The 17,451-nt window shown below is 48.2% G+C and carries 15 protein-coding genes; 4 read left to right on the top strand and 11 right to left on the bottom strand.

The annotated features are described in order from the left end of the window. Positions 1–97 precede the first annotated feature (97 nt). The 7 genes from JXQ28_08385 to JXQ28_08355 all read right to left on the bottom strand — a co-directional run bounded on the left by JXQ28_08385 (position 98) and on the right by JXQ28_08355 (position 9,614). Positions 98–2,635, bottom strand: a complete 2,538-nt coding sequence (locus JXQ28_08385) for a CocE/NonD family hydrolase (protein MBN2277747.1) — start codon at positions 2,633–2,635, stop codon at positions 98–100. 190 nt (positions 2,636–2,825) lie between these two features. After that, positions 2,826–4,343 carry a carboxypeptidase M32 gene (locus tag JXQ28_08380; GenBank protein ID MBN2277746.1) on the bottom strand — a complete coding sequence of 506 codons (1,518 nt, stop codon included), beginning with the start codon at positions 4,341–4,343 and terminating at the stop codon, positions 2,826–2,828. 286 nt (positions 4,344–4,629) lie between these two features. Beyond that, entirely contained in the window at positions 4,630–5,046 is a 417-nt protein-coding gene (locus JXQ28_08375; GenBank protein MBN2277745.1) for a very short patch repair endonuclease, read from the bottom strand. A 67-nt stretch (positions 5,047–5,113) separates the two neighbouring features. Further along, complete coding sequence (locus tag JXQ28_08370; protein ID MBN2277744.1) at positions 5,114–6,013, bottom strand: hypothetical protein; 900 nt, start codon at positions 6,011–6,013, stop codon at positions 5,114–5,116. A 42-nt stretch (positions 6,014–6,055) separates the two neighbouring features. Further along, entirely contained in the window at positions 6,056–7,186 is a 1,131-nt protein-coding gene (locus tag JXQ28_08365; protein MBN2277743.1) for a DNA cytosine methyltransferase, read from the bottom strand. Positions 7,187–7,457: 271 nt separating this feature from the next. Then, a complete protein-coding gene (gene pruA, locus JXQ28_08360; GenBank protein ID MBN2277742.1) occupies positions 7,458–9,077 on the bottom strand; it encodes an L-glutamate gamma-semialdehyde dehydrogenase in 1,620 nt (539 codons plus the stop codon). A gap of 36 nt (positions 9,078–9,113) precedes the next feature. Continuing rightward, entirely contained in the window at positions 9,114–9,614 is a 501-nt protein-coding gene (locus tag JXQ28_08355) for a ferritin family protein (protein MBN2277741.1), read from the bottom strand. A gap of 235 nt (positions 9,615–9,849) precedes the next feature. Between JXQ28_08355 and JXQ28_08350 the strand changes: the two genes are divergently transcribed. The 3 genes from JXQ28_08350 to JXQ28_08340 all read left to right on the top strand — a co-directional run bounded on the left by JXQ28_08350 (position 9,850) and on the right by JXQ28_08340 (position 13,817). Beyond that, positions 9,850–11,667, top strand: a complete 1,818-nt coding sequence (locus JXQ28_08350; GenBank protein ID MBN2277740.1) for a M3 family oligoendopeptidase — start codon at positions 9,850–9,852, stop codon at positions 11,665–11,667. Between the two features lie 214 nt (positions 11,668–11,881). After that, a complete protein-coding gene (locus JXQ28_08345) occupies positions 11,882–12,778 on the top strand; it encodes a mechanosensitive ion channel (GenBank protein MBN2277739.1) in 897 nt (298 codons plus the stop codon). A 94-nt stretch (positions 12,779–12,872) separates the two neighbouring features. Beyond that, entirely contained in the window at positions 12,873–13,817 is a 945-nt protein-coding gene (locus JXQ28_08340; protein MBN2277738.1) for a YihY/virulence factor BrkB family protein, read from the top strand. Between the two features lie 88 nt (positions 13,818–13,905). On the opposite strand, the gene JXQ28_08335 is transcribed toward JXQ28_08340, so the two are convergent. The 4 genes from JXQ28_08335 to JXQ28_08320 all read right to left on the bottom strand — a co-directional run bounded on the left by JXQ28_08335 (position 13,906) and on the right by JXQ28_08320 (position 16,154). Continuing rightward, positions 13,906–14,733, bottom strand: a complete 828-nt coding sequence (locus JXQ28_08335; GenBank protein ID MBN2277737.1) for a 4Fe-4S binding protein — start codon at positions 14,731–14,733, stop codon at positions 13,906–13,908. 60 nt (positions 14,734–14,793) lie between these two features. Continuing rightward, a complete protein-coding gene (locus JXQ28_08330) occupies positions 14,794–14,946 on the bottom strand; it encodes a hypothetical protein (protein ID MBN2277736.1) in 153 nt (50 codons plus the stop codon). Positions 14,947–14,991: 45 nt separating this feature from the next. Beyond that, positions 14,992–15,684 carry a ubiquinone/menaquinone biosynthesis methyltransferase gene (locus tag JXQ28_08325; GenBank protein MBN2277735.1) on the bottom strand — a complete coding sequence of 231 codons (693 nt, stop codon included), beginning with the start codon at positions 15,682–15,684 and terminating at the stop codon, positions 14,992–14,994. A 182-nt stretch (positions 15,685–15,866) separates the two neighbouring features. Continuing rightward, entirely contained in the window at positions 15,867–16,154 is a 288-nt protein-coding gene (locus JXQ28_08320; GenBank protein MBN2277734.1) for a PEP-CTERM sorting domain-containing protein, read from the bottom strand. A gap of 338 nt (positions 16,155–16,492) precedes the next feature. Between JXQ28_08320 and JXQ28_08315 the strand changes: the two genes are divergently transcribed. Beyond that, entirely contained in the window at positions 16,493–17,047 is a 555-nt protein-coding gene (locus JXQ28_08315) for a hypothetical protein (protein MBN2277733.1), read from the top strand. Positions 17,048–17,451: the final 404 nt, after the last annotated feature.

The raw sequence follows: 17,451 nt of genomic DNA, 5'->3' as shown, positions 1-17,451 counted from the left end.
CATGTTGACAACTTATAATATTCTGTCAATAAAATAGCCCAAACATAAAAAAGCCCCCGTCTCAGGGGCTTTTTCATATTCCGGTATAAACTATCAATTATTCACCAGGATTCATATCCTTGAAATTCGGATTGGGAATCACCGGCAGGAGAATATGCGAGGGATATTTCGGGCTGTGATAGATAGTTTGCTCGGCGGTGACGAAATCGGTTTCGATTTCATTATGGCCGCCGGTATTGAGATTTCGGGAATATTTAGGAAAAGCCGCCGAGGCTACTTCGAGGCGAAGCCGGGTTCCCTTTTCGAAAGTCATTCCCGTCTGCCACAGGTCCAGATGATACTGGTAAACCTGGCCGGGTTCCAGCAATTCGGGATGATCGAATGATTTATGATACCTGGCCCGGATCACTCCGCCGGCCAGTCGGAAGATATCTCCATTAGCTTCAATCTTGGAGATTCTCATATTCCAGTCGGTATCTTTGGCCGAGGTGGCGGCATAGAGTACGGCCGAAATCGGCCCGGCGATTGTCATGGGTTCCTCCAACGGGGCCGTCTCATAGACCAGAATATCGGATCGTTCTTCATCTACCCGGCCATAATAAGTCCGGGCCAGCGCGATTTCCTGATCGATATCCGTCACCTTGCCGCTGTCGGCTTTATTATCATCGGTCCCCAGATACACGGTCGGATCCGGGGTCGGATCGGCCGGATCATAAGTATATGAATCCGTTGCAGTTATCGAATCGCCCGGCAATTGGGTAGTCAGCCAGCCATCACCCTGAGAGGTGTTGGCTGTGCCTTTGCTGGCCAGGTAAAATTTGGTGAATTGAGTCTCCGGCAGAGGGTATTTTTCGCCATACAGCCAATTATTACTGCCCATCACAAACAGCGAAACCAGCGGTTCTTTTTCAATACCGTTGTCGATTCCCAAAAGCCAATGATCCAGCCAGCGGGTGTAACTCCGCTGCATATCAACAATCGCTCTCGGTCCGAAATCGGTGTTGTTGGGCCCTCTCCGCGTGGCTTCATCGCTGTGCCCCCATGGACCAAGGACCAGTTTCTGGTATTGATGGCCGCCGGCCGCCATCGCCAGATAATTGAGTTTCGACCCGATCCCGTCACCATCGTACCATCCCGATTGATGATAAACCGGAATATCGACCTCTTTCAGATGATCCAGAAAACTGGCTCTGGCCCAATACTCGTCATTATTCGGATGTTTAATCCAGTCCCGCCAGTAGGTGTTGGTCGTGCCCAGAAAAGCCGAGTCGATATCGATAACCGGCAGATGCCTTAATAACTTATTGTATTCCTTGTCGAGAATATCCGACATTTTCTTGCCGGAAATATCGGCCGTTGCCTCGCTTTCGAGAACATCGGCCCACCAGATCGAGCCCAGCAGGAAAAAGGCTCCGTACTCGTAGGGGATATTAAAATATGGATCGGGCGGTGAGACATTGGGAATGATCGTTACCAGGTGCGGCGGATTTTCGCGGGCCGCCCACCATTGTACCCAGCCCAGGTATGAGGCGCCGATCATCCCCACCTTGCCGTTCGACCACGGTTGCACCGCCAGCCACTCGATGGCATCATAACCGTCCTCGGGCTCATTAAAAAATGGCACCCATTCCCCTTCCGAACCAAACCGGCCGCGGCAATCCTGAACGGCATAGGCATATCCGCGCCGGGCATAGTACCGACCCTGGATTTCATTCATTTCTTTCTTGTATGGTGTCCGGACCAGAATAACCGGAAATTGAGCGCTGCTGTCGGGCAGGTAAATATCGGTCGCCAGCCTGATCCCGTCGCGCATCGGCACCATCACATTTTTTTCCACCCGGACCTCATATTTCGGTTGTGACAACAGCGAATCGGCCTCCTCCCTGACCATCAAGACCTCATACCCCTCGCGGACATAGACCGCATGCTGGGCCGGAACATCTCCAAAACATATCCGATCCTCATCATCGACCCAGAGGGTCACATCGACGCCCGGCAACCCGTACCGATAGAGTGTGAATCGCCGGAACTCCCCGGCCACCGCGCGCTCTTGAGTATCGATCCTCTCCAGATTTCCGTCCATTATCACCGCCGGGACGATAAACAGCGGGAAGGTCTGTTTGCCGCCCTTCTCCTGATCATAAGCCATCACTGCCTGGCTCATCAGGGCCGGGCTGAAATTCTCGAAAATGATGGTTTTGGGGCGCAGGGCAATCGACCGTAAATCCCCCATCGCGTTGATTTCCAGAGAATCATTTTTGACTGTAACCGTAATATCCCCCTTAACCGTTTTCATGGTCATCTCATTCCACCGACCGTCATCCCCCACCGCTATTTCAAGACTGGTGGAAATCGACTGCCCGGCGATGGAAGTAGTGTAATCGCTCTTGAACGACCCGTCCTTCTTCCATTCGAAATCCTCGGTGACAATCACCTCCTCGTTGACATAGAGCAAAAACCGCCCCTTATCCTCGAGAATATTGATCGGGTATACCGATCCCGTTGACACCGTGGTCGAATCATCGGCCCGCGCGACTGAAAAAAGAATAGCCAGAGCGGCCGGCAGAAGAATAATAAACAGCAATGGAAATTTCGAGTTTGACATCCGGCGACAGAACGTTCTTGAGAAACACATAATATCCTCACCCATTTAATGTTTACTTTTGATGTCAGTTATCCGATTCCAAGTATATACTATATACCGCCCTGATATTAATTTATTCATTTTGGTCAGGTCGATTCAATATAAAATCCGCCCCATATGACAAGGGCCTTCTAAACGAAGGCCTTTGTCCGTCATGGGCGATATTTCCGGCAAACGATTTTTAAAGTTTATACAACTCGCCGTATTTCATCCTCAGGTAGTCCATGGCGAATTTATGATTGAGCGGTTTACCGGTGACCACTTCGACCAATTTTTCCGCCCGGTAACGTTTACCATGCGAATGGATATTCCGTTTGAGCCACTGTTTTAACTCGCTGAAATTCCCGGCCGCGAACTGGTCCTCGAGATACCGGATATCGTCTTTGGCGCGGGCGTAAAACTGGGCGGCGTAGAGATTGCCCAGTGAGTATGTCGGAAAATAGCCCATCAATCCCGCCGACCAGTGCACATCCTGCATACAACCTTCGGCATCATTTTTCGGCGTGATGCCGAAATAACTGGTGAATTTCTCGTTCCATACCCCCGGCAAATCCTTCGGCTTCAGATCACCTGAAATGAACGCCTGCTCGATTTCGAAACGAAGCATGATATGCAGGTTGTAAGTTACTTCGTCGGCCTCAACCCGGATAAACGACGGCCGGACATCATTGATGGCAAAATAAAAATCATCGAATTTAACATCGCCGAGGATATCCGGAAACATCTGTTTGGCCCGGGGGAAGAAATGTTTCCAGAACGGGCGCCCCCGGCCGACATGGTTCTCCCACATCCGCGACTGCGATTCATGAATCCCCAGCGAAACCGAATCTCCGCGCGGGGTACCACTGTGGGCCTGATCGAGACCCTGGTCGTAGATAGCATGGCCGCCCTCATGGAGCGTCCCGAAAAAGGCCTGGCCGAGATGATGCGGATTATAGCGGGTGGTGATCCGGGTATCGCCCGGCCCCAGACCGGTCGTGAACGGGTGCGCCGAAATATCCAGCCGTCCGTTATCGAAACTGAACCCGATCGCCACCGCCGCCTCCTGCGAGAAGATCTTCTGCCGGTCTATCGGGTACGTTCGCTCCAGGATCGAAACATCGGGCTTGGCCGGTGAGTCGGCAATGGCCGCCACCAGATTGACCAGTTCCTTGCGGAACCCTTCGAAGGTCTTCGAAATAATCTCGGTCGTGGCCCCCGGTTCATACTGGTCCAGAAGCGCATCGTAGCGTTCTTTTTCGTATCCCAGATGGTCGGCCACTTCTTTGGTCAGTTTTACGACCTTCTCGAGATGCGGGAGGAATTTCGGGAAATCCGAGGTTCTACGGGCTTCGGCCCAGACATTCTGGGCAATCGACACCGTCTTGGTAAACTCCTCCACCAGTTTCTGGGGGATTTTTACCGATTTGTCGTATTCGTGCCTGATCTCGCGGATATTGACCGCCTCGTCCGACACCGGGTCTTTCACGAGCGGTGATTTTTCCAGGATATCGAGCAATTCGCCGATTTTCGGATCGACCGATTTCTGGTGGGCCAGACCGGAGATATACGACAACTGCTCGGCCCGATGCTGCATACCGCCTTTGGGCATCTGGGTTTCCTGGTCCCAGTGGAGAACCGATCCGATCGAGCCGATCAGATGAGCCTCTTTCCATCGGGCGATTAAATCTTTATAAGCTTCCTGATGATTATTGGACATATCGTTCCTCTTTCCTAAGGCGTTTGGATTTGTGCCGCCTAATATAATAAAAATTCCCGGCAAAGGCAAATCCGGGCTAACCTGTTATCATCCAATACGCAATCCCTCCGGCCGATGTTGCGGAAAAGGGTATCTGATTTGGAATATTGTAAAAATGTCATTCCCATGAAAATGGGAATCCAGAAATGGCAAGATTTCTGTAAGCAGACGAGGCCGTCTGCCGATCATGTAAAAACCTCTCTAATTCTGAGCTTCTTATTTGAAATTATCATTTGTTACTCCACGTTTATCCACCCTCTTTTTTGCTTATTGCTTTACATATACGCGTAATGCACTTTGCAGGATTCTTCTTTATATCATATTCCCATATTCTAATCACTCTCCATCCCTCTTTTCTTAGAGCCTTGTTTACTTGCTTATCCCTTTCTCGATTGCGTTCAATTTTCTTATGCCAATAATCCTTATTGCTTTTAGGAAGAATACCCCTTTTGGGGTGTCCATGCCAAAAGTCAGAATCAATAAAAATAACAACCCGTTTTCTACGAAATACAATATCCGGTTTTCCAAGGATGTTTTTTACGTGCGGAGCGAAATAGATCTTCCTACGTCTCAACTCGCGAAATATTATCCGTTCCGGAGTGGTATCAGTTGAACGAATATTCCGCATGTTTTTTCTACGTTGCTCTTTGGTGAGGTTATCCATTAATTATTCCTGTCCTTTTGACAACCTACTATCCAAGTATTGCCATAGGCATAATGCCGCAAACGTCTCACACCCCTTTACCAATGTTCCCACACGGTACACTGATACCTTCAGTAGCTTTTATCTTGTCAAGATCACCTGGCAAAAGGGGACCATTCCATTCAGTTATTTTATAATTCTTTGTCCCCTTTTTCCCTGCATATGGCAATTCCAAGTATGCATCATCCTTTTTTACAAAACCGCACACATATGCAGGAATGGGACTGAAATCTGGCAATTTATCAAAAAGTTCTTTAGCTTGAACTTCAGTCAGACTACCCTTATCCACCCCACTTTTTAGCACTTTATCTCTGAAAACACTTAAATCCTTTAAATACGCAAATAAATGGTCTCTTCCTGCAGCGACTTTAATTAACGTATGAATATCAGAATGATTAAATTGATCCCCTGGAATATCTAGCCATATTCCATTAAACTTAGTGGTCTTTATACTAAGCAGAATATTAGCTTTTCGCCAATTTCCATTCGAATCTAATACTTTTTCAATATCTGTCGGTAAATACTCTTCGAGCTCTCCTGTTTCATGCCCAAGCTCTATATTCAAACCCCAATTTTCCTTCAGATAAAGCTTAAAAGCATATTCGCCAAGATATCCCCTTGTCATGTCTGCCCATAATTGGCCTAGGTCACGTTGTCTGCTGCTTCCATAATCTGTTGCAGCTGTTACTGATGCAATCTTGAGGGCATCCACACACATTTTTGTATAGCCATCGAAGTCAATAAATATTGTATTGGGAATAAGTCTATCTTTGATCCAGTTAGCAATTTCCGTTTCGTTAATTTCTTGGATTTCGCCACCGGCTATAGCCTTTGTTACAATACTTATTGCGTCTTTTGTATTCACTGTAAGATTCTCTGCAACGCTGGTTGATGACCTACTGATAATCTCTTTTTCTTTTTTTGTCATTCAGACTCCGTGATTCCAAATTTGACATAATTCTCTATTAAACTACACGCTTAGTTCCAATTGACTATTTTCTAAGGACAATTCTGAAAAATCTAAATGTTTATACTTCGTTCCTACAATAGTCTTTAAAATACAATTAAAGATCAATTCAGAGACCATTGGTGGAACAGCCATTCCAATTTGCTTCCTTACACTTTCTTTTGACCCCATAAATATAAAATCATCCGGAAATGTCTGAATCCTGGCTCTTTCCCTGTTTGTCAATGCACGTGATTCTTTCCAATGATAACCATGAGTTCCACCACCGCCACTTCCGGTGATTGTATATGATGGTCTATCAGGATGTAATCTTCGATAAATGTGGCTTAAACGTGCACCTTTTACATTAAGCTGTAGTTCTTCTGGCAAATCTGCATTCCATGCATTTTCACCAGGTTTAATACGCTCTAAACGTTCAATTACTTTCTTGGATTGACGAGTTATTTCATGATTATGGGCGTTTGCAGAAATCGGTGGATGTTCAATTGCTTGTGAAGCAGTCGGTGGTTTTTCCACCGTTGTTGGCTTTGGGACATGGAATCTCAAGCCGAGAGATTTTTCAATTCCAATGATAAGTATTCTATGTCGTGTTTGAGGTACACCATAGTGCTCAAACTTGTATAAGTTTGTAGTTAAGTTATAACCCGCTCCTGCTGACTCTAAATCGTTCATAATTACATTAAAGGCATTACCGTTATTGGCACTTCTTAAACCAGAAACATTTTCGGCCACAAATATTTTTGGCCTAAAGATATTTAATATCTTCACACCATATGTATATAGCGGGCCAAATTCGCCATCAAATCCTTTTGATTCGCCAACTATGCTAAAGTCGTTACAAGGAAATCCATACGCAAAAACATCAATAGGTCCTAATGACTCTAAATCAAGCTTTCTTACATCTTCATGTATTACTGATTGAGGATCTTTTGGACAAATATTTTTACGATATGTTTGACAACTATCAAAATCATAATCAGTTGCCCAGATATGCTTTAATCTGTATATTATGCCGTTCTTTTTTATCTTTGCTTTTAACGCACCTAAAGCCAGGCCGCCGGGACCGCAAAATAGTTCTCCATACCTTAAGACTACTTCGTCATTGACATAGTTATTTGCCCAGCATTTACTTATATTTCTTTTATGGTCAGCCAATCTCTCAACCTCTCGATTATTCCGATCTCATCAGATTACAAAACGCTTTTTCATTATAAATACAAAAGTTTAGCGTCAATTACAATCACAAAAAAGCCTGATACATAATGTAAACTATGTCTTGACACAGAACAGCCTACGTCTGCCCCTTCTTATATATTCAATCTCTTCCTGACAATCATACTTTCAAAATTGCATGAATAAAAAAGGCCGGGATGAAATCACCCGGCCCCGCTGCCTCATAGTTTCCCTACCCCATAAATGGGTATTTGAAATCCTTCGGCGGAATGAAATTCTCCTTGATCGTCCGCGGCGAAGTCCAGCGGATCATGTTCAACCATGACCCGGCTTTATCATTGGTGCCCGAGGCCCGGCCGCCGCCGAACGGCTGCTGGCCGACCACCGCCCCGGTCGGTTTGTCGTTGATATAGAAATTACCGGCGGCGTGACGCAGAATCCGTCCGGCCGTCACCACCGCCATCCGGTCCCGGGCAAATACCGCCCCGGTCAGGGCGTACGGCGAGGTATGGTCGCACTCGTGCAGGGTTTCTTCATACTTATCGTCATCGTACACATAAAGCGTGATGACCGGTCCGAAGATTTCCTCCTCCATCAGCTTGAAATGCGGATTGGCCGTCAGCACGATGGTCGGTTCGATAAAGAACCCTTTGGAATCGTCATAATTACCGCCCCAGATAAACTCGGCCTCGTTCGATTCCTTGGCATAGTCGATATAGGCGCAGATATCGGTGAAAGCACTCCGGTCGATAACGGCGTTCATGAAGTTTTTGAAATCCTCGACCGTTCCCATCTTGATCTGCTTCATATCGGCCACCAGACGCTCCTTGAGAACCGGCCACATGGACTTCGGGATATAGGCCCGCGAAGCCGCCGAGCATTTCTGTCCCTGGAATTCGAACGCCCCGCGGGTGATGGCCGTGGCCACCTGGTCGATATCCGCCGACCGATGCACGAAAATGAAATCCTTGCCGCCGGTTTCGCCGACAATCCGCGGATATGATTTGTACTTATTGATATTGCCGCCGACCGTCCGCCACATGGTCTGGAAAACGGCCGTACTGCCGGTGAAATGGATTCCGGCCAGGTCGGGGTTTTTGAGGACATACTCGCCGACATCGGCGCCGCGAGCCGTCACCATATTGACCACCCCGTCGGGAAGACCGGCCTCTTTTAAAATCTGCATGATCATGTAGGCCGTGTAGGTTACCGATGAGGCCGGTTTCCAGAGCGAAACATTGCCCAGGATAGTCGGGGCAGTCGGTAAATTACCGGCGATCGAGACGAAATTGAACGGTGTCACCGCGAATATGAAACCTTCCAGCGGGCGGTAGTCGATCCGGTCCCAGATACCGGTATCGTTCCCCGGCTGATTATTATAAATCTGCTCGGCGTAATAGACGTTATACCGGAAAAAATCGGCCAGCTCGCAAACGGCATCGATCTCGGCCTGGAAAGCGTTTTTACTGTGGGCCAGCATGGTGGCGGCGTTGACCCGGTAGCGCCACGGCCCGGCCAGCAGATCGGCCGCCTTCAAAAAGATGGCCGCCCGCTCTTCCCACGGCATATTCTCCCAGTCTTTTTTGGCCGCAAGAGCCGCCTTGACGGCCGTTTCGATTTCTTCCCGGCCGCCCTGGTAGTACTGCCCAAGTTCGAGCGCATGGTCATGCGGCGCGGTTATTTTAATCGGATCCCCGACCCGGATTTCCCGGCCCCCGATTACCATCGGAACATCGATCCTGGTTTTCTTCAATTCCTTTATGGCATCTTCGAGTTTGATTCTATCGGGAGTCCCGGGTGCATAGGCCCTAACGGGTTCGTTTTTCGGGACGGGAACTTTGTATATACCCATTATATCCTCCGTAAATTGATCTCAGGCAATTGTAAATCAGTACGATTCCATATTGTTCCACTCGGCGTCCTCGAGCCACTGCTTGGGACGGTCGAGAAAATGCAGAACATTCTCGATTAAAACCCAGTGTTTGTGTTCCTCGTCGGCGATAATCCCGAGCGTCTTTTTAACCTGGGCATTTTTCTCGGCGGTTGCCTTTTCACGGTAAAAATCCTCGGACTTCTTCTCGATTTCCTGGGCTTGAAGCCAGGTCTTGCGAAGATCCTTACCGAAATCGAAGGTCTGACCCGATGAGGATAATTTCTGGAAGATATTTTTGGCGTTGGTCAACACCCGGGTACTGCCGCCTCGGAATTCTTCCACCTCGGAAAAATCACCCTCGCTGAATCTCTTGAAAATATTGTAGTGCTTTTGCTCATCTTTGGCCAGATCCGTCAGAATATTCTTGACCAGCTCATTTTCGGCCTGGGCGGCCATCTTTTCATAATAAGCTTTGCCGTCCAGTTCCATCTGCATCGCATACTTGAAAACGTCCATTCTCCTGTCTCCTTCTATTTTAATTTCTGCAATTTGCGTAAATAAATAATACGTCCCGAATAATTTACACGATTAGCGAAAAACCGCAAGACCCGGATGGACAAAATCCGCCGATTTTTGCTTGGGATTATGAGTCCGGTTTAGTATAATAGGGCGATTTTGTCGTAAAGATGATATAAAAAAGGCCGCTTATGCCATCTGAATCATAAATATCTTCAGCCGGAGGAACCGAAAAATGAACCAAACCCCAACCACAGCCAAGACCCCCACCTGGGACCTTGATTCCATCTTCCCCGGAGGTAGCACTTCGACACAATATGCCGCTTTCAGGGAGGATATCAGAAAAAGACTGAAAGCCACCGTCGATGATTTCCATCGCCTCCCCCGGAAACTGGATGATTCCAATCTGGACGCCTGGACCGAATTTATTATAAAACTGCAGGACCTTTTCACCCGGATCAATCATGCTTCGGCCTTTGCCGAGTGCCTGGTCAGCCAGAATGTCGATGACAATAAAGCTCATCAAATTCAGGGCGAGATCGATGTTTTTGAATCGGAATTGCAGAAAATTTTCGTCCTGTTCGAATCCTTTGCCGAAAACCAGTCCGATACCGCCTGGGAGAAACTGGTTACCGGCAAGGAACTGGTTGAAACCCGGTTTTTCCTTGATGAAATGAGGCGGACGGCCCGACTGAAAATGGAACCCCAATTCGAGGCCCTGGCGACCGATCTGGCGGTTAACGGTTATCATGCCTGGAACCGCCTTTATGGTAAAATCTACGGTGACCTGCGAGTTGATTTTAAAGAAAACGGCAAAACCGTCAGGCTCTCGGTGGGTCAGCTCAATAACAAATTCAACAGCCCCGATCGCGAAATCCGCAAACAGGCTTTCGAAAAACTGGAAGAGGCCTGGGGATCCACCGCCTCGGTGGCCGCCATGGCGCTCAATTTCCAGGCCGGGTTTCGTCTGACTCTCTACGAAAAAAGAAAATGGGAGTCCCCACTGCTCGAGCCGCTTCTCAACAGCCGGATAAAAGAGGAGACTCTCAAGGCCATGTGGAGTGCGGTCGCCAAAGCCGCCCCGCAAATTAAAAAATATATCGAGGCCAAGAAAAAAATTCTCGGTATTGACGGTTTCAAATGGTATGACCAGTTCTCTCAGGTGGGAGAAATGAATAAATCTTACACTTTCAATGAAGCCGCCGATTTCATAATCGACAACCTCGGAGCTTTCAATAAAAATCAGGCTGATTTCACGCGGATGGCCATCGACCGGCGATGGGTCGAGGCCGAGGATCGGGCTGGCAAAGCCGGAGGCGCTTTCTGTACCGGGCTGGATTTTGCCAAACAATCACGGGTCCTGATGACTTTCAGCCAAAATCTCGACAGCATGATGACCCTGGCTCATGAATTAGGTCATGCCTATCACCAGTATATCCTCAAGGATACCCCGCGGTTTGCCGCCGAATATCCCATGACCCTGGCCGAAACCGCCTCGATTTTCAATGAGCTCTTGATCTCCGATGCCGCTCTTGAAAAGGCCGATGGAGTCAACGAAAAATTGCTGTTGCTCGATCTTAAACTGCAAAATGCCTATATTCTTTTCTGTAATATTTACGCCCGCTTCCTGTTCGACACGGCCTTCTACCGGGAACGCAAATCCGGTCTTTTAAGCCGCGAACGCCTCGATGAAATCATGATCGAATCGCAGAAAAAAGCCTTTATGGGAACACTCGATGATGATGGCTATCATCCTTTGTTCTGGTGCTCCAAACTCCATTTCTATATTACCGATAATCCCTTTTATAATTTCCCTTACACCTTCGGTTACCTCTTTGCCGGCGGCGTGTATAACCGGGCCCGCGAAGAGGGACCGTCGTTTGCCGACAAATATATCGCCCTGATGGCCGATACCGGTAAGATGACCAGCGAGGATGTGGCCCGGAAACATATGGGCGTCGACCTTACCGGTGAGGAATTCTGGAACGATGCGGTCAGCCGCTGTATGGCCGATGTCGAGCTGTTTGTTAAGCTGGTCAACCAGAAGAAATAGATCCTTTTTAAGGCATCTCCCTTATAAACTACAGGGGATGCCTTAAGCCAACATCAACTTTTTTTGATTAATCGCCGGGATTGATCATATTGACCGGCTTGATCCCGGCGATTCTTAATTAACTCTTTTTATATGGCGTTTCAGCCGCCCAAAAAATATTTTCAATTCAAGACTGAAGATAATAATCGAAAATATATCAAAGAGGGCCGCAGATATGAATCCCGAAAAAGATTTCAGCGAAATATGGATTAGTATCGAGAAAATTCTGGCTTTCAAGCTGTTTGATTTGAACCAGACTCCGATCACAATCCTGTCGCTTATCATGTTTTTTCTGGTTCTGGTGGGATTTTATGTCATCTCAAAAATTTCGACCAGAATCATTCTTCGCCGGATTTTAATCCGTTTCGATATTGAACGGGGCATCCGTTATACCATGGTTCGGATGGGCCATTACTTGATAATGATAACCGGTACTATCGTGGCTCTGCAGTTTGTCGGGATCAACCTGGCCGGACTGGCCGTTATTTTCGGTTTGCTGTCGGTCGGGATCGGTTTCGGCCTGCAAAATATCACTTCTAACTTCATCTCCGGTATCATCTTGTTGTTCGAGCGGCCGATCAAGGTCGGCGACCGGGTGACGGTCGGCAATACCGAGGGCGATGTGGTTGCTATCAACATGCGGGCCACCACCGTCCAGACTCTGAACAATATCGCCATTATCGTTCCCAATTCCGAGTTTATATCATCCTATGTGACCAACTGGTCCTACGGTGATCCTAAAGTCAGGATGAAAATCGATGTCGGCGTATCATACAATTCCGACCTTGACACCGTCGTGAGAGCGCTGATGGAAGTGGCCGATGAGCACCCCGTTGTTATGAAGGTCCCGCAACCCGATGTTCTTCTGGAAAGTTTCGGCGACTCGGCTTGGAACATGATTCTCCGTATCTGGCTCCCCGACACCAAGCGGTATTACATCATCAAATCCGAAATAAATACGGCCATTGTACGAAAATTCCGGCAGCACAATATCGAAATTCCCTTTCCCCAGCGCGACCTGCACGTGCGTTCGCCCCTGCCGATCCCGTTCTCCCAACCGGGTCGCGAATAGCCGGGCAAAAATAAAAATATCGGTTGACCATGGAAAACCGCTTTCTATTACCGGTGAATTTGAATAATATGGTCATATGGAATCGGGTATAATAATGGATTTGCTGAATCGGGTCTGGAAAAACCGGATTGTTCAGTATATCTGGGGCTGGTTGAAACATTATGTCGGCGGTTTATACAACCGGTTCGATGATCATCACATTTTCCTTCTCGCCGGCGGCCTGGCCTTTTCCATATTCGTCTGTATTATCCCCATGCTCCTGATTATTTTCGCCTTGATCGGAGCCATTCTCGAACGCCACTCGGTAACCGACGAAATAACCGTTATCATCGACCGCCTGATTCCCTACCAGGATTACGCCGCTTTCGTCAAAGAAAAGGTGTTCGCCCGGATCGATGAGTTCCGGCTGTACAAGGGGGTGGCCGGGATTGTAGGCATGATCGGTATGTTTTTCGCCTCCAGCGGTCTTTTCAGCAGTATGAGAACCATTCTCAACACCGTTTACCGGGTCAGACGCAAGGAAACGGCCCTGATCGGCAAGCTCCACGATTTCGGCCTGGTCCTGCTGGTTTTGCTCTATTTCCTTCTCTCGGTAACCATCCTGCCCAGCCTGGAAATCGTCCGAGGGTTCGCCGATAATCTCAAAATCCTGGCCCCGTTCCGTTATGGGGTGGTGGAGGATTTTTCCATCGCCACCATTTCCTTTATCATAATCTTTTTCGCCTTTTATGTCATGTACTGGCTGGTGCCGCACCGCCGGAGACCCCAAAAGGTAATCCTGGTCAGCGCCATCTCGGCATCGGTCCTCTGGGAAGTAGCCAAGCAGCTGTTCGGATTTTATATTACCAATGCCCTGACTCTTAGAAAAATATACGGAGCCTATGTTCTTATTATCGTGGTCGCTTTCTGGGTGTACTATACTTCGATAGTCTTTATTATCGGGGCCGAAATAGGCCAGCTCTTCCGGGAGCGGATGTCATGGATACAGATGCGCCGGAAGGCCATCGATGAGGATATTCAAAGTCAGGAATTGACCTGAAACGATTCCGGGTCCGCACCATGATTATGCGGCCGGTCCACATGCCCGGTTGATTCTTTTCTCCCGGAAGCATCATTGATCAGGTCACTCATGCGGCATCCTCCTTTCGAGAGGTTTTCCCGGTCGCCAGAACCTGCCCCCGGATTCCGAGTTTCGTCAGATTGATCGGGATATTTTTTCCGGTTTCCTGCACGGCCGTCGTTACAAGTTGCACCAGACCGTTACAGCAGGGGACTTCCATGAAAGCGATATCGATCGATTTAATATCATTCTGAGAGAAAACATCATGGAGTTTTTCCCGATAGATTTCCACCCGGTCGAGTTTGGGGCAGGCGATCAGAAGAATCCGGCCGGCCAGAAAATCACTGTGGAAATCGGGGCAGGCGAAAGGAACGCAGTCGGCCGCAATCAAAAGTTCGGCCCCGTCGAAATACGGGGCTTTGATCGGAGCCAGCATCAGTTGTACCGGCCAGTTGGTTAATTGAGGAAGGGATAATGACGAACTGCCGGTTTTCCCAAGCGGAATAGATTCCCCCGAACCGAAAGCCTGCGGCCGTGATCCGGGACAGCCGCCGGGTGTCGGAAAACCGGCTAATGGCCGGACCGGTTTCCGGGGGGCATTATAACTTCCGTTTTGGGGACTGAGCCGGGATTCAACCGGCTGATGCGGCGGTTCCGAACGCCGGTGATTCTCCACCGCCTTCTCGTCGAAGTCAAGAGCCTCCCGTTTGACAATGGTGATGGCATGCTGGGGACAATCGCCCAGACAGGCACCCAGACCATCGCAATAGCGGTCGCTGACTAAAACCGCTTTCCCGTTGACCAGTTGAATAGCCCCCTCGGCACAGGCCAATATACAGAGTCCGCAACCGTCACATTTATCGGCATCAATTTCAATGATCTCGCGTACCGCCAAATATATACTCCTTCCAATTATGGATTCAAATACTCTTAATTCTAAATACGGAAGAAACTTTTAATTTAAGTCAAAGAATCGGATTTTTTCTCCGTCGGCGATAGCGGCCGGCTGCCCGAAATCGTTGATTTCGAACTCTTTTTGCTCAACCTTGATAATCTTCAGATCGTCCTGTTTCTTGAGATTTCGGGAAAGCGCGGCGAGTTTATCCATCGGAACATTAATATGCAAACAAAAACAATGAGACTACCAGATAATTCACCGGACCGCCTTGTGGATCGCCGTGATTCCGAAAAACAGCGGCTGGTAAGATATCTCGGAAAATCCCGCCTCCCTTAATATTTCCGCCAGTTCCCCGGCAGGATAAAAACGCGGGATCGAACTGGCCAGGTAGCTGTATCCTTCTTTTGATCCGGAGATCCATGACCCGACCTGCTTAACCGTCAATCCGACATAGATATGCATCAACTTCCTGATCACCCTCGATTCCGGCTGACTGGTTTCCAGATTGACATAACGCCCGCCCGGTTTCAACACCCGGTGAAATTCCCGAAAGCGCTTTATTAAAGTCCCCCGGCTGGAATTCAAATTCCGCGTGGCAAATGATACCGTAATCAAATCGAAGGTATGGTCGGCAAACGGCAGGGCGCCCGCCTCGGAAATAGCGAACCGGATATCTTTCGCCTCCGGCTTCAGGGTGGCCTGAGACAGCATCGGCAGCGAGAAATCGCACGCCGTCAGCATCGTCCCGTTGCGGCTTAGCCGTTTGAGCGCCGTCGCCATCTCGCCGGTCCCGCAACACATATCCAGCCAGCGCTCGCCCCCATCGGCCACCGCTATTCGGGCCGCCCGACGGCGGCACAGAATATCCAGACCGAAGGTCAGGATATGATCGATCAACTCATAATGCTTGGGTAATTCCGAATATATTTTCTGTAAACCGCGGCTCATGGTGTCCTGCCGTTATAGTTCCATATCATCAGGGCTTCATTATACATAACGAAAAGAAATACGCAACTTCGGATTTTGGATTTTCAATAAATTTCGAAGAGGAACTGATAAATAGCCGTGGTTAGAGTACAAAAAACGGGCGGCCCGATGGTCGCCCGTAAAGTCGAGGAAACTTTGAAGACCTACTTCTTTCGCCTGTAAATTCCAATTCCTGCCATTCCCAGTCCGAATAATACCAGGGTTATCGGTTCGGGGACTGCTGATGGATGTGGATTATCAGAAGAACCGCCGTCGTTGCAATTACCGCCGTCATCATTCCAGTCTTTTGTGTCGGCATCGGAATTACCGTTGCCATTGCCATTACCCGTTCGTGTATAAGTCGGGTTATTCGGGGGTGAGGGAAGCGCCAGTGACATGGAAGCGGCGACAAAAAGAAGGATCATGAGGAAAATGACAGTTCTTTTCAACATAAATTATGCTCCAATCTGCACAGGCCTAAAAAGTTATCCGTCAGACATTAATTCTGCAATTTCTGTGCCGCCCCCAATTTATATATTTAAGATTATAATTGTCAACAACTTAGCATATAAGCACCGGCTCCTTTCTGCATTATCTTGCACTTTTTTATTAAAATTCGCGGCCATTCCTTCCCCGGTCAACCTGTCTTCTTTTCCCTGTATTATGGGCAATTGCGCTGACATAGATATCGATTTACGGTGTTAAAAAACTTGCGCATTTAAGAAAAATGAATATCTTCCGCAAAAGTTCAAAATCAATCGACAAATCAAACCTATAACTGGGAGGCATTATGCGGAAATCCTGTATTTGCCTGATCTTAATGGTTTTGATGCTTGGGGCAGGCGCCAACGCCTTTGATGGCAACCGTAAGGGATTTGTACTGGGCGGCGGACTCGGTTTCGGACCAGTGGCCAAAGTAACCCATGATGATTATGAAGTATTGAATAAGAGCGGCCTGGCCATGGACTTTCTGATTGGCTATGCCTGGGATGAGCAGAACATGATTGTCTTTCTCAGGGATGGCGTTATTTATAATGAGAAGTCCATTTGGGATACTGATATTACTCTTGCCCAGGGATTCTCGGGAGTCGGGTATTTTCACTATTTTGGCCCGGTCGGAAAATCGTTTTATATTGTCGGCGGACTGGGATTCCAGGACTGGACCTCACTCGAATCCAACGTGGACAGCAATGATGTTGGCGCCGGGCTTTTAATTGGTTGCGGTTATGAATTCGTTCGCCATGTTCAGGTTCATGGCAGTTTGTCGTTCGGCAAAAGCAGTGATCCGCTTTTTGACTATAACCATACCCAGTTGCAGATCGGAGTATCGGCCGTAGCCTTTTAAACGATTTTCATATCATATTCAACAGATCGGCGCTTCGAATAAAACGCCGAAAAATTAAAAACCGGTCACTGGTTTACCATAATCAGACCGGTTTTTTTTATTCAAATATACAGTCCGGTCTAATGGAATTACCCGGGCGATTGGAGTTTTCAAATCCACAATTGCGGGCGGCAGACGCCCTTGTCTACCCCAGAAATCTTTTTTACCTTTCTCTCTTTCTTCCTGTCATTCCAGCCCTTTGCCTGTCATCCCCGCAAGAGGTCATCCCCCCAAAAATCCCGTCATTCCCGACCCTCTTTCTTGTCATTCCCTCTTTCTTGTCATTCCCGACCTGATCGGGAATCCATCCTAATTATCCCCTCTTGAGAGGGGTGGATCCGCCGGAGGCATTTATGCCGCAGGCG

This window comes from Candidatus Zixiibacteriota bacterium (assembly GCA_016933955.1).
Classification (GTDB): domain Bacteria; phylum Zixibacteria; class MSB-5A5; order GN15; family PGXB01; genus JAFGTT01.
This window is presented reverse-complemented; position numbering and strand designations above follow the sequence as displayed.